This window comes from Pedobacter albus, assembly GCF_036324255.1.
Taxonomy (GTDB): Bacteria; Bacteroidota; Bacteroidia; order Sphingobacteriales; family Sphingobacteriaceae; genus Pedobacter; species Pedobacter albus.
On sequence record NZ_JAZDQT010000002.1, the window covers coordinates 842,380 to 861,321 of the forward strand.

Sequence of the window (18,942 nt, forward strand, 5' to 3'; positions counted from 1 at the left end):
AACAAAATAAATTAAAGTTATTTTTCTTAACACTACTCACTGGCTATAAACAAATTACACCACCGCATCAATTCAATAAACCCCGTTAGCGTAGCGCTGTGACCAGTTTTTTCCTGAAATCGGCATCGGTGAGTATGCTGGCTTCAAAGTCGCCAAAATGTTTATTGACCATGGCATTTTCTTTCGCATCGAGGTTATTGAAGAAAAAGGCACAGGCTATTTTGGTTCCGTTCTTTGCACTGGCATAAAAGGCATCGGTGAGCACAAAAGCCGTTGAGCCGCCCTTTTGCCCCAAATGGTTAAACATGGCTTGGTTGCCCGAATAAGCCATGGGCCACTCCATGATGCTTTCGAGCACGCTTTGTACTTTGGGCTCAAAAAACTTGCCATCCAAGATTTTTTGCATCAGTTGCGCATAATCGTAAGTGGTACTGCCCACCAGCCTGTCTGACCAAACTTTTTGTACCGACAAAGGAAGACGTGCAAAGCTAAATTGCTTGATATAATCGGGGTCTGTTTTGAGCCTTTGGTGGGCTTCTTCGCATTTTTTAGCATAGGCTGCCAAAGATAGGACGCTCAATTCCTTGATCCATTCTTCATTGTTTTTGCCTTCGGGCCGAAGCGTGGCCATGGTAGCGCCAGCTGTAAAATAATACAAAGGCTGGTGCGACTTGAACTGCAACGTAGCCAAGGTTTTATTAATAGTGGCCAAGCCCAACAAATCCTGCAGGTATTCGGTATTGGCATTAGAGCTGAACTTGATCATCCCTTTGGCCACCTGAAGCAGGGTTACACTGTCGGCAGCCGATTTACCAATCGATTTGAGCCAGTTGGGATGTGCCTGCCCATCGGTATTGGGGATATAATATTTGGCCAAATCTTGCACGGCAACTTTTGTAGTGGGCGATATCTTTTTAGCCGCCACCTGTTTGGCAAAGGTGATAGCAATGATGGTTTTGGCTGCGCTGGCCAAGGGCATGACCTGACTGCTGTTCAAATTAATGGTGGTTTGGCCACCTTCTATTAAATAAATGGATGCCTTTTTGGGGTTCTGTTTGATGAAGCTAACCAATTCGTCCAGATTTTGGGCTTGAGCAGTTAAGCCTACCAACAAAAACATATAACTCAACAGCCATTTATTCATGTTAAACCAGTTCCATTTTAAACAAGGAGGCAATATGCCCCTTTAATTTTTCCTTTACTTCGGCTATATCCACTTCCCTGCCCAATTCGCGTTGCAGCGAGGTTACATCCTTATCGTCGATGCCACAAGGCACAATATTTTTAAAGTAATCAAGGTTGACATTCACGTTAAAGGCAAAGCCATGCATGGTAACCCAACGGCTGCAGCGTACGCCCATGGCACATATTTTACGTGCCTTGTTGTTATCGGCATCCAGCCAAACGCCGGTATAGCCCGGATAGCGCCCGGCTTCAATGCCATAATCGGCCAAAGTGAGTATGACCGCTTCTTCGAGCGTTCGCAGGTAAAGGTGGATATCGGTAAAAAAATGGTCGAGATCGAGTATCGGGTAACCCACAATCTGGCCTGGGCCATGGTAGGTGATATCGCCGCCCCGGTTGATTTTATAATAGGTAGCTTCTTTGGCTTTGAGGCCTTCCTCATCGAGTAGCAGGTTTTCGGGATGCCCGCTTTTGCCCAAGGTATAAACATGTTTGTGTTCGCAAAACACCAGATAATCGGGGGTTGGGATAGCTGTAGCTTCGGTTCTGTTTCGGGTTTTAAGGGCAACGGTTTGGCCAAAAAGCTCTTCCTGCTTGTCCCAGGCTTCCTGATAATCGATCAGGCCCCAATCCAAAAACTTCACCTTTACCTCGTTGGCCAGATCCTGCGCCGTGTCTTTGTTTTCCATAAACTTGTTCCTTAGGCCACTACATAGCCCAACATATAGCCGTCGTTGGTTTTAAAATAGCTCACGGTCAGTTCTTGGGTGCCTTCGGGCAAATCGACCAAAGCCTGCAACGAGCCTTCTTTTTTTAGTTTAAAGGGCTTGATGTGGATGTGTTGCTTAAACTCCAGCCCTTTTTTGCCGTGCCATTTGTAAATGGCTTCTTTGGCACACCAGCTTACATAAAGACCGTCGGTATTGTCGCCAATTTGCTTTTGGGCCAGTTCTACATCCGACAGAAACTTATGCTTGATGCTTTTGATTTTGTGCTTGATGAGTTCGATATCGACCCCCACCTTTCTGTCTTTGCCCACAATCACGGCGGCATAGTCGTAAGAATGGCTCAGCGAAATATGGGTATCCGAATTAACCAGGTAAGGCTTGCCATGTTCGTCCATGCGGCAGTCGATATAGTCGGCGGTATTGAGCATGGTACGCAACAATACCCTGGTGCCCAGCCAATGCAGGGCTCTTTTTCCGTTGCTTAGCGAAGCGATTACATCCAGTTCGTGCTGCTTAAGCTGCAGGCTGGCCAGAAGCTCTTCTTCGGTTTCTTCGATTTTCCATACGGCCAGTATGGTTTGGTCATCAATTTTTCTATTAAAAACTATTGGCATCTCTTATTTAGAAAATCAATACAAAAGTATCTTAAATTAATCATAATTTAGTCCAAAACTTCATAAAATGATACTCTCAGACAAACTGATACTTGAGGAAATAGATAAGGGCACCATTATTATAGAGCCATTCCATATCGATTGTTTGGGCACCAACTCTTACGACGTACATTTGGGCAAATATTTGGCCACCTACAAAGACCGCGTACTCGATGCCAAGGCCCACAACCAAATAGACCATTTCGAAATCCCGAAAGAGGGTTTTGTACTGCAACCAGGCACGCTTTACCTGGGCGTAACCCTCGAATATACCGAAACCCATGCCCATGTTCCTTTTTTAGAGGGCAAAAGCAGTACTGGCCGTTTGGGCATCGACATTCATGCTACCGCCGGCAAGGGCGATGTAGGCTTTTGCAATACCTGGACCTTGGAAATTTCATGCGCACAACCGGTTAGGGTTTATGCCGGCATGCCCATTGGCCAATTGATCTACTTTGTGGTAGAAGGCAGCATCAGCAACATGTACAACACCAAGAGCAATGCCAAATACAACAACAAAACCACCAGGCCCGTAGAAAGCATGATGTGGAAAAACACTTTTTAGCGATCAACTAACTTTTTAATTCTTTATATTTTAATAAAGCCTTAGGTTTTTGTAACTTAAGGCTTTATTATTTTATTTCGATGAAAAGAAATCTGCTCATTTTATCCGTTGCCTTATTGGCCTTGTTTGGCCTTTCTGCTTTCACCACAGACGACGATCCGTTTGCCGCACTGCTCAAAAAGCTCGAAGAGTACACCAAAAAATATCCGCAAGAAAAAATATACCTGCACCTGGACAAACCTTATTATGCCATTGGCGACAATATCTGGTTTAAGGCCTATGTAGTAGATACCAAAACATCGGAACCCTCTACCATCAGCAACATTTTGTACGTAGAGCTTATCAACGAGCGCGATTCGATCAAAAAACAGATCAAATTGCCCATGCAGAGCGGCATTACCTGGGGCGATTTTAAGCTGACCGATTCGCTAGGCGAAGGCAATTATCGCATCAGGGCCTATACCCAATGGATGCGCAACGCCGGCCCCGATTTCTTTTTCGACAAAACCATCAAAATCGGCAATTCTTGGGCCAATAAGGTATTTACCAAAACCAAAGATGTGCTGAGCACCGAAAACAATGCCGAGAAAGTAAGCAGCACCATTCAGTTTACCGACAAAGACAATAAGCCTTACGCGGCCTGCGAAGTGGCCTACGAAGTACAGCTGAGCGCACGCAGCATTGCAAAGGGCAAGGCCACCACCAACAGCAATGGCGAAATTGTAATCGGCTACACCAACGCGCAACCAGGCCTTTACAAATCGGGCAAGATTACCGCCACCATTACCCTGCCCAACAAGCAAAAAATAGTTAAAAACATTCCCATCAAAACCACAGCCAAAGGCACAGACGTACAGTTTTTTCCAGAAGGCGGGGGCTTGGTAGAAGGTTTGCCTAGCAAAGTGGCCATCAAAGCCGTAAACGCAAATGGCCTCGGCGAGAACGTACAGGGCGCCGTAGTAGACAACGACGGCACAGAACTGCTCAAATTTGAAACCACTTACCTGGGCATGGGTTCGTTTATCTTAAGTCCGATTGCCGGCAAAACCTACACCGCCAAAATCAAACTGGCCGACGGAACAGAAAAAAGCACAGTGCTCCCCAAGGCAGCCAGCAGCGGTTATGTAATGGCCGTAAACAATGTAGATACCGGTAAAATGGCCATTAAAGTAATGATGACTGAAGACTTGGTTAACAAAGGCGAGCTCAGATTGGTAGCCCAGCACAACGGCAACGTTTATTTTACCACCAAGCTGCCAACCGCCAGACAATTGGTTTCCGTGAGCGCGCCAAAGGCCGAATTTCCATCGGGCATCGTGCAACTCACCCTTTTTACGCCCGACAACCAGCCTGTTTGCGAACGCTTGGCTTTTGTAAACAACCCGAGCGATAAAATCGAGGTAAACGCACTCAACCTGAAACCAAGCTATGACAAGCGGGGTAACGTAGATTTTAACTTTAGCGTTAGCCACGAGGCCAAGCCCGTACAAGGCAGCTTCTCGGTTTCGGTAACCAATGCATCTACCGTAACCCCCGATCTAGACAACGAAAGCAATATCCTGACCCGTTTACTGCTTACGGCAGATCTAACCGGTTATGTAGAAAAGCCGAACCATTATTTCCTTAATAACGACACCAAAACCCGCACCGAATTAGACAACCTGTTGCTTACCCAAGGCTGGAGAAAAATAAGCTGGAAAAGCTTGATGAACAACCAGGAGCCGGCTATGACCTACCAGCCCGAAAAAACCATGAAAATTAGCGGCATCATTACCAAAGGTGGCAAGCCCGTGCCTAATGGAAAAGTATCGTTATTTTCTTCATCGGGAGGCTTGTTTGCCGTTGATACCCTGAGCGATGCCAATGGCAGGTTCAATTTTGATAAGATCTCTTTTGGCGACAGCACCAAATTTGTGGTACAGGCGCGCACAGACAAGAACAATAAAAACGTACAGATCGACTTGGACATTGTTCCCGGACAAATCGTGACTCCCAACAAAAACACCGGCGACATCGAGGTAAACGTTAACGAAAGCCTGATGCCTTATTTGACCGAAAGCGGCCGTTATTTTGACGAACAGAGCAAAAGAGGGCTTTTAGACCGTACCATTATGCTCGACGAGGTAAAAATTGTTGAGAAGAAAAATCCGGCGCCCAATTCTTCAAACCTTAACGGTGCCGGACATGCCGATCAGGTATTTACCGAAAAAGACCTTGAAACCGCATTTTCGCTGTCGCAGTTTCTTTCGGGCCGCATTGCTGGCGTAACCGTGAGCAATGGCAAGGCCTACATGATGCGTTCGGGCGGATTGAATGGCCGTACACCGATGGCCATTGTTTTAGACGGCATGAACATGGGCGATGATTTCGACCTCGACAATATTGTGGTGCAGGATGTAGAAAGTGTAGAAGTACTGAAAAGCATTGCCAATACCGCCATTTACGGCATGAACGGAGGCAGCGGCGTATTGGTAATTACCTCTAAGCGCGGCGGCGCCAACACCAGCTACAACAGGTATGCGCCGGGCATTGTAACCTATGCGCCAAAGGGATTTTATGCCGTAAGAGAATTCTATTCGCCAAAGTACAATACCAACCAAGACAGCAAGCCCGATTTGCGCACCACGGTTTATTGGAACCCGCAAGTGGTTTCTGACCCTAGCGGAAAGGCCAACATCAACTATTTCAACACCGACCAGTCAGGAACTTTCAGAATTGTGATAGAAGGGATTGACAACCTCGGAAACCTTGCACGAAAAGTGTATACCTATACCGTTAACTAACCTAAACCTATTTATGCCATCCAATCTCAAATTAAAGCTTTCTCTGCTCAGCGTATTGGCTATCGTCTGCCTGAGCTTTAAATATCCCGACGATCCGTTAGAAAAAATACTCAAACAGCTGGCCAAGCTAACGACCACTTACCCACAAGAAAAAATACACCTGCAAACCGATAAGCCTTATTACGCCAGTGGCGAAACCATTTTTATGAAGGCTTACCTGGTTACTGCCGAAAAGAACGAACCCTCTTTTTTAAGCGCTGTACTGTACGTAGAACTGATAGACGCCAAAAACAACATCAAGAAAAAGATAACCCTGCCCGTAGACAAAGGCACTGCCTTCGGTAACCTGAGCTTGGCCGATTCGCTGGCTTCGGGCCAGTACAGCATACGCGCCTACACCCATTACATGCGCAATTACGACGAGCGGTTTTTCTTTCAAAAATCGTTCAACATTGGCAATGTAAACGAAACCAACACGGCTAAAACCGAAGACAAGGCACAGGCATTCGACCTGCAGTTTTTCCCCGAAGGAGGCACCTTGCTTGCCAACGTAAGGGCCAAAGTTGGGGTAAAGGCCGTAGCCGCCAATGGATTTGGCATCAACCTCTCGGGGTATATCGAAAACACCAAAAAAGAAAAAGTAGCCCAGTTTACCACCGAGCATGCCGGAATGGGCGTATTTGCTTTGATGCCACAAGCCGGAGAAAAATATACCGCAGTGGTGGCTACCAGCACCGGACAAACCAAAACCTTCGATTTGCCACAAGCCAGTGCCAGTGGCCATGCTTTGGCCATTAACGCAGCCGACGACAACATCAACATCCGTGTGGCCAGCACGCCAGATTTGGCTACGGGAAAAGAGCTGTATGTAGTTGCGCAGGCTAACGGCGTGGTGTACGCCTCTTTTCCCATCAAGGCAGAAAGCGCAAACGTATCGGTTACGGCACGCAGCAGCACTTTTCCTACAGGCATTGTCCAGTTTACGCTTTTCGATTCGAACAGCAAGCCCATAGCCGAACGCCTGCTTTTTGTTAACCATCAGGATGCCTTAAAAATAAACATCCGCGATACCAAACCCGCCCACACCAAATCCAAAACAGAACTCGATTTTATGGTGAGCGATGCCAACGGTAACCCCATAGATGGCAATTTTTCGGTAGCCATAACCGATATGGGCAAGGTTCCTTTCGACGATGACCAGGAAACTACCATCCTCTCTAACCTCTTGCTTACTTCCGACCTGAAAGGCTATGTAGAAAAGCCAAACTACTACTTTAACAATGTAACCGACGAGAAAGCAAGGCAGCTAGACAACCTTATGCTTACCCAAGGCTGGCGCAGGTTTGTTTGGAAAGATATTCAGGAAGACAAAATGCCTGTGCTTAACTACCGGATAGAAAAAAGCCTCGAAATTGGGGGCACCATTGTTTACGATGCGAGCAAGAAACCAGTACCCAATGCCAGGGTAACCCTCCTCTCGACCACCAAAAACTTCACCATGGTTTTAGATACCATAGCCGATGCCAATGGCAGGTTTATCTTCGATAGGCTGGATCTTCCTGATAGCGTAACCTTTATTATGCAAGCCAAAAGCAAAAACGAAAGCGACAACGTGCTCATCAGGCTCGATGGTTCGCCTACGGTTTTGAGCAATCCCGTTGGCAATACCTTTAACCTAACCGAGTACCTGGCAGAAACCAGAAAACGTTACGCCGATCTTAAAAAATACAATATGCTCGATGGTGCCATACAGCTCAACGAGGTAAACATCAAATCCAAAAAATCGCCTATTCCGGTAAACCAAATCAGAGGCTCCCGAAATTTGGCTGGCCAGGCAGATTACGTCATTACCAAAGACAAGCTTAGGCATCAAACCGGTTTGGAGCAGGCATTTTTAGGTATCCCGGGCATTATGCTCTATGCCGGCAATTATGTGCGTTCCAGCTTCCGTACGGTTTCCATCACCTCGGTTGTTCCAAAACCTATCATGGTATTGTTAGATGGCGTTCAGATTGGCCAGGATAAAATCAAAGACATCCCGCCAGGTACGGTAGAAGGCATAGAAGTGCTTACTTCTAACTACAACACCGTTCTTTATGGGCAGGATGGCTATTGGGGCGTGGTTTTGATTACTACCAAGCAGTTAGACGAATTCGAAACCGTAACCACATTCAACAAAATCAGATTGGCTAACCGGGGCTTCACCACCATAAAGGAATTTTACATGCCCAACTACGACGATCCGCAGGTTAACAAAGAAATGGAAGACCTGAGAACCACTGTTTTTTGGCAACCCAACCTGAACAGCGACATCAAAGGCAAAGCCAAGCTCAGCTATTTTAACGCAGGAAGCCCTGGCACCTACAAGGTTACCGTTGAAGGCATGGATGCTTTTGGTAATTTGGGCAGAAAAGTATATACTTATGAAGTAAAATAAGAACCCATGAACACAATTGAAACAAGCATAAAAGACGGTTTGGCCATCATTACCCTGAACAGGGGCAAATCGAATTCCATGAACCGCGAAATGGTAACCGAACTGGCCGACATGTTGCATCACATTGAAAACGATAGCAATATTGGCGGCGTAGTGATTACCGGAAGGGAGCATTTTTTCTCGGCCGGATTAGACCTGATCGAGCTTTACAACTACAACGAAGAAGAAGCCAAAAGCTTCTGGCATTTGTTCTTGGATTTCGTAGCTAAGATTACGGCTTTTAAAAAACCATTGGTAGCCGCCATTAATGGCCATAGTCCTGCCGGTGGCTGTGTCATTGCCTTGGCCTGCGATGCGCGGGTAATGGCCGAGGGCAAATACATTATCGGATTAAATGAAGTTCCGGTAGGCATTATCGTACCCAACAGCATTTTTAACCTCTACGCATTTTGGCTGGGCAAAGCATCGGCAACAAGAAATCTTTTAGAAGGGAAACTGTTTAGTCCGGATGAAGCCTTGAACGTTGGTTTGGTAGACGAATTGGTAAAACCCGAAAGCATTTTAACCGCAGCCGAACGCAAAGTGAGAAAATACATGGCTTTTGAGCGCAACACCTGGCAGCAAAGCAAAATCAACATCCGCAAGGAACTGATTGCAAGCACCAGCGCCGACCAAAGTGCCGACCTTGAAGTGATGCTGAAACAATGGTGGGCACCTACCACCAGAAGCATTTTAAAAACCATTATAGACGGCCTGCAAAAGAAGTCCTAATGCTTGAAAGGCTCAACAGGCGAGCAATTGAGCCCTCCAACAATTTAACAATCCAGCAATTAGACAATTAAAGCAATTCAGTCATTCTATCATTCAATCATTCATAAAGCCATGTACAACGAACCGATGTTAAAAGACGATGCACTCAAAGGAAAAACCATTGTAGTAACCGGCGGAGGTACCGGCTTGGGCCGCGCCATGGGCACTTATTTCTTAAAGCTGGGCGCCAATTTGGTCATCACCAGCCGTAAATTAGATGTGTTGCAAAAAACGGCTAACGAAATGGAAGCCGAAACCGGTGGCAAGGTACTGGCTGTGCAATGCGATGTGCGAGATTATGCCCAGGTAGAAGAAGTACTGGCACAAACCCTACAAAAATTTGGCAGCGTAGAAGGCTTGTTGAACAATGCCGCTGGCAATTTCATCTCGCCAACCGAACGCCTATCGGCCAACGCTTTTTCGAGCATCATCGACATTGTGCTGAAAGGTACCGTCAATTGCACCTTGGCTTTTGGCAAGCACTGGATTGCGCAAAAACAAACGGCTACGGTTCTAAACATCGTAACCACTTACGCCTTTACCGGCTCGGCCTATGTAGTGCCGTCGGCCTGTGCCAAAGGTGGGGTATTGGCCCTTACCCGTTCGCTGGCTGTAGAATGGGGCAAATACGGCATCCGCACCAATGCCATTGCACCTGGCCCATTCCCAACCAAAGGCGCCTGGGATAGGCTGTTGCCCGGCGATTTGGCCAAAAAATTCGATTTCAAAAATCGTGTGCCGCTTAAGCGCGTGGGCGAAAATCAGGAATTGGCCAATTTGGCCGCCTTTTTAATGAGTGATTTTTCGGGCTACATCAATGGCGAAGTCATTTCTATTGATGGTGGCGAATGGCTGCAAGGTGCAGGACAAATGAACGGGCTCGAAGCCATTCCTACCGAAATGTGGGATATGCTGGAGCAGATGACACGTTCGGCTAAAGGAAGTTAAAATTACCGGTTATGAAAATTAAACTCTTCATCCTGTTTGGCCTATTGGGCTGGTGTGCCACAGCAAAATTGCTGGCACAGGAAACACAGGCTTCGGTAAGCAGCCAGGTGCAACGGCACTACAGCCTGTTTCCTACCGAGAAAGCCTATCTCTCCTTCGACAAGCCCTATTACAGCGCAGGCGATACGCTCTGGTTCAAATCCTTCCTGCTCAACGCCGACCACAACATCAATACCCGAAGCGACAGGCTGTACGTCGAGCTTTTCAACGACAGCAGCCAGCTGGTCGAAAGACTGGTGCTTCCCCTAAACAACGGGCTCGGGTTTGGACAGTTTGCGCTCGATCCGAAGCTAACCGACGGCAGCTACAGCATTAGGGCCTATACCAACTGGCAACAGAACCTTGGTGCCGATTTTTATTTCTCGAAAAGCTTCTACATCGGCAATGCAAACGACAAAACCTGGCTGCTGACTTCCAGCCAGCAGCTTGTTGGCCAGGATGGCAAGCGCAGCCTCGACATCAAAGCCCGGCTGAGCAACACGAAAAACGAATCTGCAGGCTACCGCGATCTGGAGCTATATTTAATGAACGGCCAAAAGCGATTGATGCGCACCGAGATCCAGACCAGCCAAGATGGCGTGTTCGACGTAAAGCTCCCTGCCAATAACCTGAACCCCGGCTACAGCCTGCTTATCCTCGATAAAAAAGACAAGTCGAAGAAAGCCGTTCTGCCCCTGGCCTTAAAGGACCCCGACAACCTCGACCTCCAGTTTATGCCCGAAGGCGGCTATCTGGTCAACGATATCTATAACAAAATTGCATTCAAGGCCATTGGCACCGACGGCCTGGGCCAGGAGATCAGTGGCAAAATCGTAAACAATAAAAAAGAACAGTTGGGCACCTTTGCAAGTACCCACCTCGGCATGGGCAGCTTTTTCCTGCTGCCAAAGAAAGACGAGGCTTATTTTGCCGTTTTTAGCCTCAACGGAAAAGAAAAACAGGTACAGCTTCCCTTGGCCAAGGCCGAAGGCACTACCTTGAGGATTGACCATTTGGCCAAGCCCGATTCTTTGTATGTGTTTGTAAAGGCCAGCCCATCAAAAAGAACGGACCAGGCCTACGAGCTGCTGGCTCAGGTGGGCGACAGCATTATCCTGGCCACCAGGCTCAACCTCCAAAACGGTTTCAGCAACCTCAGGCTGCCCAAGCATATCTTCCCCGACGGCATCGTACATTTTACGCTTTTCTCTCCCGACAGACAGCCGCTAAACGAACGCAACGCCTTCATCAATTTCAAACAGTATGTAAAGCTGGACTTCGAAACCAGGCCAAGCTATAAGCCCAAGGACAGCATTGCCATCGATATAACCGCAACCGACGAAAACGGGAAGCCCGTAAAAGGCACTTTTGCTGTAGCCGTGACCGACAACGCACAGGTGCAGCAGCCAGCCAAAGCAGGCAACATCAATTCTTATTACCTGCTGCAGAGCAACCTCAAAGGCCTTGTGGAAGATGCCGGCTGGTATTTTAAGACCTTTGATGCGCACAGCCAAACGGCCTTGGACCAATTGATGCTTACCCAGGGCTGGATCGGCTACAGTTGGAACGACATCCTGAAAAAACAGGAAAGCCCCAAATTCATAGCCGAAAACGGCAACAAGATTACTGGCAGGCTACGCAACCTGTTCAACAAGCCGGTGCCCGACATTAAACTTACCCTGCTCTCTCTGGGCAAGGATGTATTGATTACCGATACCGTTAGCGACAGCAACGGAAATTTCAGCTTCGACAACCTGCCGCTGCTGGATAGCGCCGCCTACACCATCAAGATCAAAAATGCCAAGGGCAAGGTCTCTTCGGCCAATATCACTGTAGAAGAATTTGTGCCCGCTTTGCCTATTGGCCTGGCGCCAAAAGCTAATCCCTGGTACGTAAACAGCGACAGTACGGCGCTCAAATATCTCCTGAATGCCAAAGAGAAAGCAAAGCAAACCGAACGCATCATGGCGCCTTTAACCGGCACCACCTTAAAAGAAGTCGAAATCAAGGGCGCCAACCCAAATATTACCTACGAAGTAGCCTGGGATGCCAGGATAAAACAGTTCATTACGGAAGAGGAGCTGAAAAAGATGCCCCGCAAAACCCTGCTCAACCTTTTAACGGAAAAATTCAAAGGCTTTAGAGCAAGTAATTCCTGGTATCCATCTTGTTATTCAGGAGCAGGCCATTATAGTTTTGACGAATATGTTATCGGGGCAAACCTTATTTTATCTATCAGGATAGACAAAATAAGCACCTATAAAGTGGTACAGGGCGCCGGCCCACGAGAGTGGTTTGATGCCAATAAACAAATCTTCAACTACCTTAACGCAGCGGACATTAAAAACATCCAACTTTATAAAGGTTGCGTATTTTACTACCTCGAAATTACTACGCGAAGCGGCAGCGGCCCGTGGGTGGCTACGGTGCCGGGCGTATATGTGTATAGGCCTTTGCCGTTAAGTTTGGGAAAGGAATTTTACAGTCCAAAATATACGGCCGACCAAACCAATACCCTGCCCGATCTCCGCTCGACCATTTATTGGAACGCCAACGTGATAACCGACGAAAACGGAAAGGCCCGCGTTTCGTTTTATGCGGCCGATAAGCCAAGCAGCTATACCATTAAGGCAGAAGGAACCGATTTGCTGGGCAGATTTGGCTTTAAGCAGGGCAACATCAATATTGCAATCCCTACCGAATCAAAATAGATTATACCTTAAAGACTACTTCGGTAGCGCCATAGCCAAACTTCTCTTTGCGGGCATCCATAAAGGTTCTCACCTGTGGATGCTTGCTGATGGTTTGATGAATATGATGTCTTAACGTGCCATTGCCTACGCCATGTATAAAAACGATGGATGGCAACTGATGTACAATGGCCGCATCGAGCAACTGGCGGAAATGTGCCAATTGGATATCGATAATTTCCGATTGGGAAAGGAACTGATAATCATCGCGCAGCTTTTCGATATGCAGATCTACCTCTTGTGGCGGAACCGGCACTACTGGCTTTGGTGTTTCGCCCCTAAAAAAACTTTCTTTTAGTTTTTGCGGATCGATGAGAGGCGCCGGCTCATCCAGCTGTACCAACCAGCCATATTTATTGATTTCGGCAATCTGTTGTTTGGCCGAATTGAAATCCTTGCTCCTGAATTTTTTGGTCAGACTAAGTGGCGCTTTAGGTTTTAGGTTACCTGGCGTAAAATACAATACCTGAAAAATATATTGTGGCCAATTATCCAAATCGCCCAAATTGGCACTGAAGAGCTGCGTTTGCGCCTTAGGCGGAACTACACCGGCAAACTCGCCTCTGTACTGGCCTTTAGTCTCTGTTTTTAGGCTAAGCAGCAACTGGTAGGAACTGCGGTTAACCAAGGTAAAATGAGCCACCGAACTGGCTTTCGAATCTTCGGCAACAGCCAAGAACACGCCTTCTTCCTTAAAATCGGCTACGGTTTGTATAGCTTGCTGGGGTTCTTGTCCTTGTGCCGTTCCATGGCCGTGCACATGGGTAAGGTTAGCGGCAACCACCGGAATTTCGAAACCATCGGTATCGGTTACCCCAAAAGTTTGTGCATCAATTACACGGGTAATATAGCCCTCGCGCTTTTCGTCTACAAAACGGACGAAATCTCCTAATTTAAAACTCATTGTTTTAGTTCAATTGTAAATGGGACTACCACCTCAATAAGGCACTGGCCCAGGTAAAGCCCGAGCCAAAGGCCGCTAGGCAAACCAAATCGCCTTCTTTGATTTTCCCGGCTTCCCAGGCTTCGCAAAGCGCAATAGGCACCGAAGCGGCCGTGGTATTGCCGTATTTTTGAATATTGTTGAATACCTGATCGTCGCGCAAGCCCAACAGCTGCTGTACGTATTGGCTGATGCGCAAATTGGCCTGATGAGGTACTAACAGGTCGATATCTTTGGCTTCGAGGTTATTTTTGGCCAAAGCCTCTTTAATCACCTCCGGAAATTTGACTACCGCTTTTTTAAATACGGCTGGTCCATCCATATAAGGCAGGGCCGCGCCACTTTCCAACTGCTCGGTTGTTATGAACAAACCGCCCAACTCTTGATCAGGATAACCAGGCTTTTCGGGCATCCATTTATTGGCATGCGAACCGGGATAGAACATGGCCAAAATCTCGGCGTCGGCGCCATCGCTATGCAAATGTGTACTCAAAATGCCTTGTCCCTCTTTTTGTGTGGGTTGCAAGATCACCGCTCCGGCACCATCGCCAAAAATAACAGATACATTGCGGCTACGGGTTTCGAAATCCATGGCAAAAGAATGCTTCTCGCTTCCCACCACCAAAATGTTTTTGTACATGCCGGTTTTGATGAACTGATCGGCCACCGAAAGCGCATACACAAAGCCCGAGCATTGGTTGCGGATATCGAGGGCGCCAATCTCCTTCATTTTCATTTCGCGTTGCAGCAACACGCCACATCCCGGGAAATAATAATCGGGGCTTAAAGTAGCAAAAATGATAAAATCGACATCTTGAGCAGTAATTCCGGCTCTAGCGATGGCAATTTTAGCCGCTTCGATACCCATGGTGGTCGTGGTTTCTTCCAATCTGTCGGCAAAACGACGTTCCTTGATGCCCGTACGTTCCTGGATCCATTCGTCGCTGGTTTCCATAAAACGCGATAAATCGGTATTGGTATAAACATTTTTAGGCACGTAATAGCCTATGCCCGCAATTTTTGACTGTTGCATACTGAGTGGTTTGACAAACAAATGTAGTTATTTTTTGAGACCTATAGTTGCATGCCTGATGCGCCGATATGGGCTCATTAATTTTCATATCATACAACTTACATCTATATCTAGATACTATTTATTATTTTTGTAGCATGGCAACAGAAACCAAGGAAGAAACATTTACATTAGACGAAATCCTCACTTCGCTGAAAACCATTCATCGCCTGATCCTTTGGAACGATGATGTGAATACTTTTGAGCATGTAATCTGGTGCATGATGAAGTACCTTGACTATACCGAGGCACAGGGCGAAAAAATTGCCTGGGAAGTACACAACAAAGGCAAATGTGCCGTTTTAGAAGGGTCGTTTACCGAAATGGAAGTCTACCGCAAAATTCTGCAACAAGAAGGCTTAACCGTTACCGTCGATTAACGTTAAACCTATTTTAACCACCTTAGACGCCTTAGGTTACATCTCAAAGTGCGCAATAAGAGAAGGCCTGAACAATCTTAATGCCTTAATGGTTAACCTAATTTTTTAACCACCTCAGACGCCTTAGGCTAAATCCCAAAGCATACGGCAAAAAAGAAACCTAAACAAACCTTAATTCCTAAATGGTTAACCTAATTTTTTAACCACCTCAGACGCCTTAGGACAAATCCCAAAGCATACAAAAAAGAGAACCTAAATAAACCTTAATTCCTTAATGGTTAACCTATTTTTTAACCACCTCAGACGCCTTAGGCTAAACCTCAAAGCATACAAAAAGAGAAGCTTAAAACCTTAATGGTTAAAAATTATTGCCACCTAAAGCCTAAATAATCTTACATGCCTTAAATGGTAAAGAAATAGCAACAGCTTTACTGCCTATTTCAATTTACCCAACAACTCGGCCAATTCTGCTTGCGTGCTTTGGGTTTTGTCCTTAGCATACCAACCATGCAGCTGTTCTGCAATCAACATCATATCGGAGCTTTCTTTTTTCCACTGTGCCAATAAATCTTGGAGCACCAAAGGTCTTGGTCCCCATTTAGGCAAAGCGAGTTCTTTTTGTTCGTTAAGTACCAAAAGCACCGGAATAGCCCTGCCGTTATTGGTTAGATGAGCATCAATGAGTTCTAAATGCTGGTCGCGCAAGACCAATTTAAGGTCGAATTGAGCAAGTGCATGTTCAACCAATTTGTTAATTACAGGCACAATTTGAGCCGCATCGCCACACCAGCCTTCGCTGATCACCAAAAAGTGGTATTTGCCTTTTACTTTGGCCATGGCTTCCAATAGATCTTTGCCCAGCACTGTGGTCTTGTCTACGCGGTTCATGCGTTGCACATTCATCTTGGTATAATGCAACATCGCTTCCGAGTTATCGGGCCCCGTGGTTTTGCCTTCGGCCAGGAGTTTGTCTACCAATTCGCGATAAGCAGTATAACTTAAACCTTCGTTATCAAAAATATTACCGTAATTAATCATGTTTAGCTGTAATAAAATAGTTACGCCTCGTTTTTTTAAACTTTCTCATCCGACCTTTGTCTTCCAATTTAGGAAAAACTAAAAAAGAGTAAGATTTAGATGAAAAATAGTATCCGCAAAGTTCTGTTATTGACTTTAGCTATTTGTATTGTAACTGTAAAACTTTCTGCACAAACCAATAATATCGGCAAAATAACCGGCAAGATCGTTGATGCGCAAACCAACGAAACCATTCCATTTGCCTCGGCCATGCTGATCGACAAAAAAACCAAAAACACCATCAAGCTGGTACAAACCGATGTGGATGGCCTTTTTGCCATTACCAATATCCCCAAAGGTACCTTTACTTTCAAGGCCAGTTATGTGGGCTACCAAACCATGGTACGCGATTCGGTTTCTATTTCAGATGCCGTTAAGGAAATCAATTTGGGCAGCATCAAAATGAAAACCGCCAAAAGCAATGTTCTGAACGAGATAACCGTTACCGCACCCAAAACAACCATGCAATTGGGCATCGACAAAAAAGTATTCTCTGTTGATCAGAGTTTGGTAAGTGAAGGCGGTTCTGCATCAGACCTTTTACAAAACGTACCTTCTGTGCAAACCGATATCGACGGCAACGTAAGCCTGCGTGGCTCGTCGGGCGTAAAAGTGCTGATTGATGGCAAACCTTCGTTAATTGCCGGTGGCGATGTAGCCCAGATCCTCAAATCTATCCCGGCCAGCTCTATCGAAAGTGTGGAACTGATTACCAATCCATCGGCCAAATACGATGCCGAAGGCCAGTCGGGCATTATCAACATTGTACTTAAAAGAAACAAGAAACTGGGTTTTAACGGTTCTGTAGCCCTAACCGCAGGCAACCGCGACAACTACAACGCCAATACCAGCCTGAGCTTTCAAAACAAGAAAGTAAACCTGTATGGCAATTACAGCTACCGTTATGGCAATCGCATGGGCGGAGGCTACAACAACATCTCTTATTTCAACAGCAGCAATCCAACCGCATTTGCCAACCAAAATACCGATTCGAAAAACCTTGAAAAAGGCCATAACCTGAAAGCAGGATTGGATTATTACCTGGCCGAAAAAAGCGTGGTGAGCTTCTCTACCGGGCTCAACATCAGGAACAACGACCAAAACGAGTTTTTGTCTATCGACCAGCTGGGTGCCAATCTTAATCCGCTATCGTTAAGCCACCGTTCTAACGACAATAGCGGCAAAGGCAACAGCTATGACCTGAATTTGGATTTTTCGCAAAAGTTCAAAAAACCACGCGAAGAGCTTACGGCCAACATCAGTTTTTCGGAAGGCACCAACGACAATTTCCAAACCTACAACACCAATGTGTACAATATCAACGGCAATCCGGTTAACGGCACGCCCGATATTCAGCGCAACGATAGAGATGGTTTGAACCGCAACTACAATGCGCAACTTGATTATACCTTGCCGGTGGGTAAAGGCGGTAAAATCGAGGCCGGCTACCGTAGCCAAATCCGTATTGCCGAGAGCTCTACCTATGCCGATGTATTGAACCCGGCCGACGGCTCTTACAATTTCAACCATTCGCTGAGCAACCAATTTAACAGCAAAGACCAGGTACACGCCATTTATGTGAACTATCAGAACCAAATCAAGAATTTTGGCTATCAATTGGGCTTAAGGGGCGAAGATGCCAGCTTAGACACGCATTTGGGTTCATATGATGTCAACTCTAACCTGGCTTACACGCCAGGCAAAGTGGCCTATACCCGTTTATACCCGAGCGTTTTCTTAACACAGAAATTTAAGGGCGACCAACAAGTACAATTGAGCTATAGCCGTAGGGTAAACAGGCCTCGTGGCTGGGATACCAATCCATTTTTGGATGTTTCTGACCCATTAAACTATCGCCAGGGCAATGTAAACCTGAAACCAGAAGATGTGCATGCCTTTGAGTTGAGCTACAGCAAATTCTGGAAAAAATTCTCTTTGGTATCGTCGGCCTACATGCGCCAAACCAACGATGTAATCCAAAGGATCAGAACCGAGCCCGATGCCAACGGAATTACCATCAGCACCCCACAAAACTTAACCCGCAGCATTGCCAGTGGTGTAGAGTTGATCGGTAAATTCGATCTGCTCAAAGCTTGGAACTTTACCGCCAACGTTAACCTTTACCAAAGCAAAATTGTGGGTGTTCCGGCATTCGGCATCGTAGAAAACTCGGGCTTTAGCTACAACGCCAACTTAACCAACAACTTTGTATTGCCATACAACATCACCCTGCAAATCAAAGGCGACTACCGCTCGCGCGAGGTGATGGCCCAAGGCATCAGAAAAGCGATGTACGGCATGGATGCAGGCGCCAAATACGATTTCAAAAACAAGAAAGCCAGTTTGAGCCTAAACATCAGAGATGTATTTGCCACCAGAAAATGGCAGATGACCCAAAACGGCAATACTTCATTGATTGACTTTAGCCGCTACATGCAAGGCACCATGGGCAACCTCACTTTTTCTTACCGTTTTGGCAAAACCGATTTCGGCTTTAAGAAAACCAAAAAAGGCGACGATGAGGGTGGAAGACCAAACGAAGAGTCCTTTTAATTTTTTAGCTTAGCACCTA

At 46.4% G+C, this 18,942-nt stretch carries 14 protein-coding genes; 8 read left to right on the forward strand and 6 right to left on the reverse strand.

What is annotated here, in order from left to right; all coding sequences use genetic code 11:
- Window positions 1–85 precede the first annotated feature (85 nt).
- The 3 genes from VRU48_RS13465 to VRU48_RS13475 are packed head-to-tail and all read right to left on the reverse strand — an operon-like array spanning window position 86 to window position 2,527.
- Window positions 86–1,144, reverse strand: coding sequence for a serine hydrolase (locus VRU48_RS13465; protein ID WP_330108438.1), 1,059 nt, complete (start codon window positions 1,142–1,144; stop codon window positions 86–88).
- A 1-nt stretch (window position 1,145) separates the two neighbouring features.
- Complete coding sequence (gene lipB, locus VRU48_RS13470; RefSeq protein WP_330108439.1) at window positions 1,146–1,874, reverse strand: lipoyl(octanoyl) transferase LipB; 729 nt, start codon at window positions 1,872–1,874, stop codon at window positions 1,146–1,148.
- A gap of 11 nt (window positions 1,875–1,885) precedes the next feature.
- The gene (locus VRU48_RS13475) at window positions 1,886–2,527 is read right to left on the reverse strand and encodes a 4'-phosphopantetheinyl transferase family protein (RefSeq protein ID WP_330108440.1); all 642 of its coding nucleotides are present in this window, start codon (window positions 2,525–2,527) and stop codon (window positions 1,886–1,888) included.
- A 67-nt stretch (window positions 2,528–2,594) separates the two neighbouring features.
- On the opposite strand from VRU48_RS13475, the gene dcd reads away from it, so the two are divergent.
- The 6 genes from dcd (at window position 2,595) to VRU48_RS13505 (ending at window position 12,859) form a co-directional block, all read left to right on the forward strand.
- The gene (dcd, locus tag VRU48_RS13480; RefSeq protein ID WP_330108441.1) at window positions 2,595–3,131 is read left to right on the forward strand and encodes a dCTP deaminase; all 537 of its coding nucleotides are present in this window, start codon (window positions 2,595–2,597) and stop codon (window positions 3,129–3,131) included.
- An 80-nt stretch (window positions 3,132–3,211) separates the two neighbouring features.
- Window positions 3,212–5,914 (forward strand): TonB-dependent receptor plug domain-containing protein, encoded by a 2,703-nt coding sequence (locus tag VRU48_RS13485; protein WP_330108442.1) that lies wholly within the window; start codon window positions 3,212–3,214, stop codon window positions 5,912–5,914.
- Between the two features lie 13 nt (window positions 5,915–5,927).
- Window positions 5,928–8,351, forward strand: a complete 2,424-nt coding sequence (locus VRU48_RS13490) for a TonB-dependent receptor plug domain-containing protein (RefSeq protein WP_330108443.1) — start codon at window positions 5,928–5,930, stop codon at window positions 8,349–8,351.
- Window positions 8,352–8,357: 6 nt separating this feature from the next.
- Entirely contained in the window at window positions 8,358–9,122 is a 765-nt protein-coding gene (locus VRU48_RS13495) for an enoyl-CoA hydratase/isomerase family protein (RefSeq protein ID WP_330108444.1), read from the forward strand.
- Between the two features lie 111 nt (window positions 9,123–9,233).
- Complete coding sequence (locus tag VRU48_RS13500; RefSeq protein ID WP_330108445.1) at window positions 9,234–10,109, forward strand: SDR family oxidoreductase; 876 nt, start codon at window positions 9,234–9,236, stop codon at window positions 10,107–10,109.
- Between the two features lie 11 nt (window positions 10,110–10,120).
- Window positions 10,121–12,859 (forward strand): hypothetical protein, encoded by a 2,739-nt coding sequence (locus tag VRU48_RS13505; protein ID WP_330108446.1) that lies wholly within the window; start codon window positions 10,121–10,123, stop codon window positions 12,857–12,859.
- Window position 12,860: 1 nt separating this feature from the next.
- On the opposite strand, the gene VRU48_RS13510 is transcribed toward VRU48_RS13505, so the two are convergent.
- Together VRU48_RS13510 and VRU48_RS13515 are read right to left on the reverse strand one after the other, a co-directional pair.
- Window positions 12,861–13,802 carry a Smr/MutS family protein gene (locus VRU48_RS13510; RefSeq protein ID WP_330108447.1) on the reverse strand — a complete coding sequence of 314 codons (942 nt, stop codon included), beginning with the start codon at window positions 13,800–13,802 and terminating at the stop codon, window positions 12,861–12,863.
- A 25-nt stretch (window positions 13,803–13,827) separates the two neighbouring features.
- A complete protein-coding gene (locus VRU48_RS13515) occupies window positions 13,828–14,874 on the reverse strand; it encodes a 3-oxoacyl-ACP synthase III family protein (RefSeq protein ID WP_330108448.1) in 1,047 nt (348 codons plus the stop codon).
- 137 nt (window positions 14,875–15,011) lie between these two features.
- Here VRU48_RS13515 and VRU48_RS13520 point away from each other — a divergent pair, with 137 nt between their 5' ends.
- Complete coding sequence (locus tag VRU48_RS13520; protein WP_330108449.1) at window positions 15,012–15,293, forward strand: ATP-dependent Clp protease adaptor ClpS; 282 nt, start codon at window positions 15,012–15,014, stop codon at window positions 15,291–15,293.
- Window positions 15,294–15,728: 435 nt separating this feature from the next.
- Here VRU48_RS13520 and VRU48_RS13525 read toward each other — a convergent pair whose 3' ends face one another.
- Window positions 15,729–16,331, reverse strand: a complete 603-nt coding sequence (locus tag VRU48_RS13525; protein WP_330108450.1) for a thioredoxin family protein — start codon at window positions 16,329–16,331, stop codon at window positions 15,729–15,731.
- A 99-nt stretch (window positions 16,332–16,430) separates the two neighbouring features.
- On the opposite strand from VRU48_RS13525, the gene VRU48_RS13530 reads away from it, so the two are divergent.
- Entirely contained in the window at window positions 16,431–18,923 is a 2,493-nt protein-coding gene (locus VRU48_RS13530; protein WP_330108451.1) for a TonB-dependent receptor, read from the forward strand.
- Window positions 18,924–18,942: the final 19 nt, after the last annotated feature.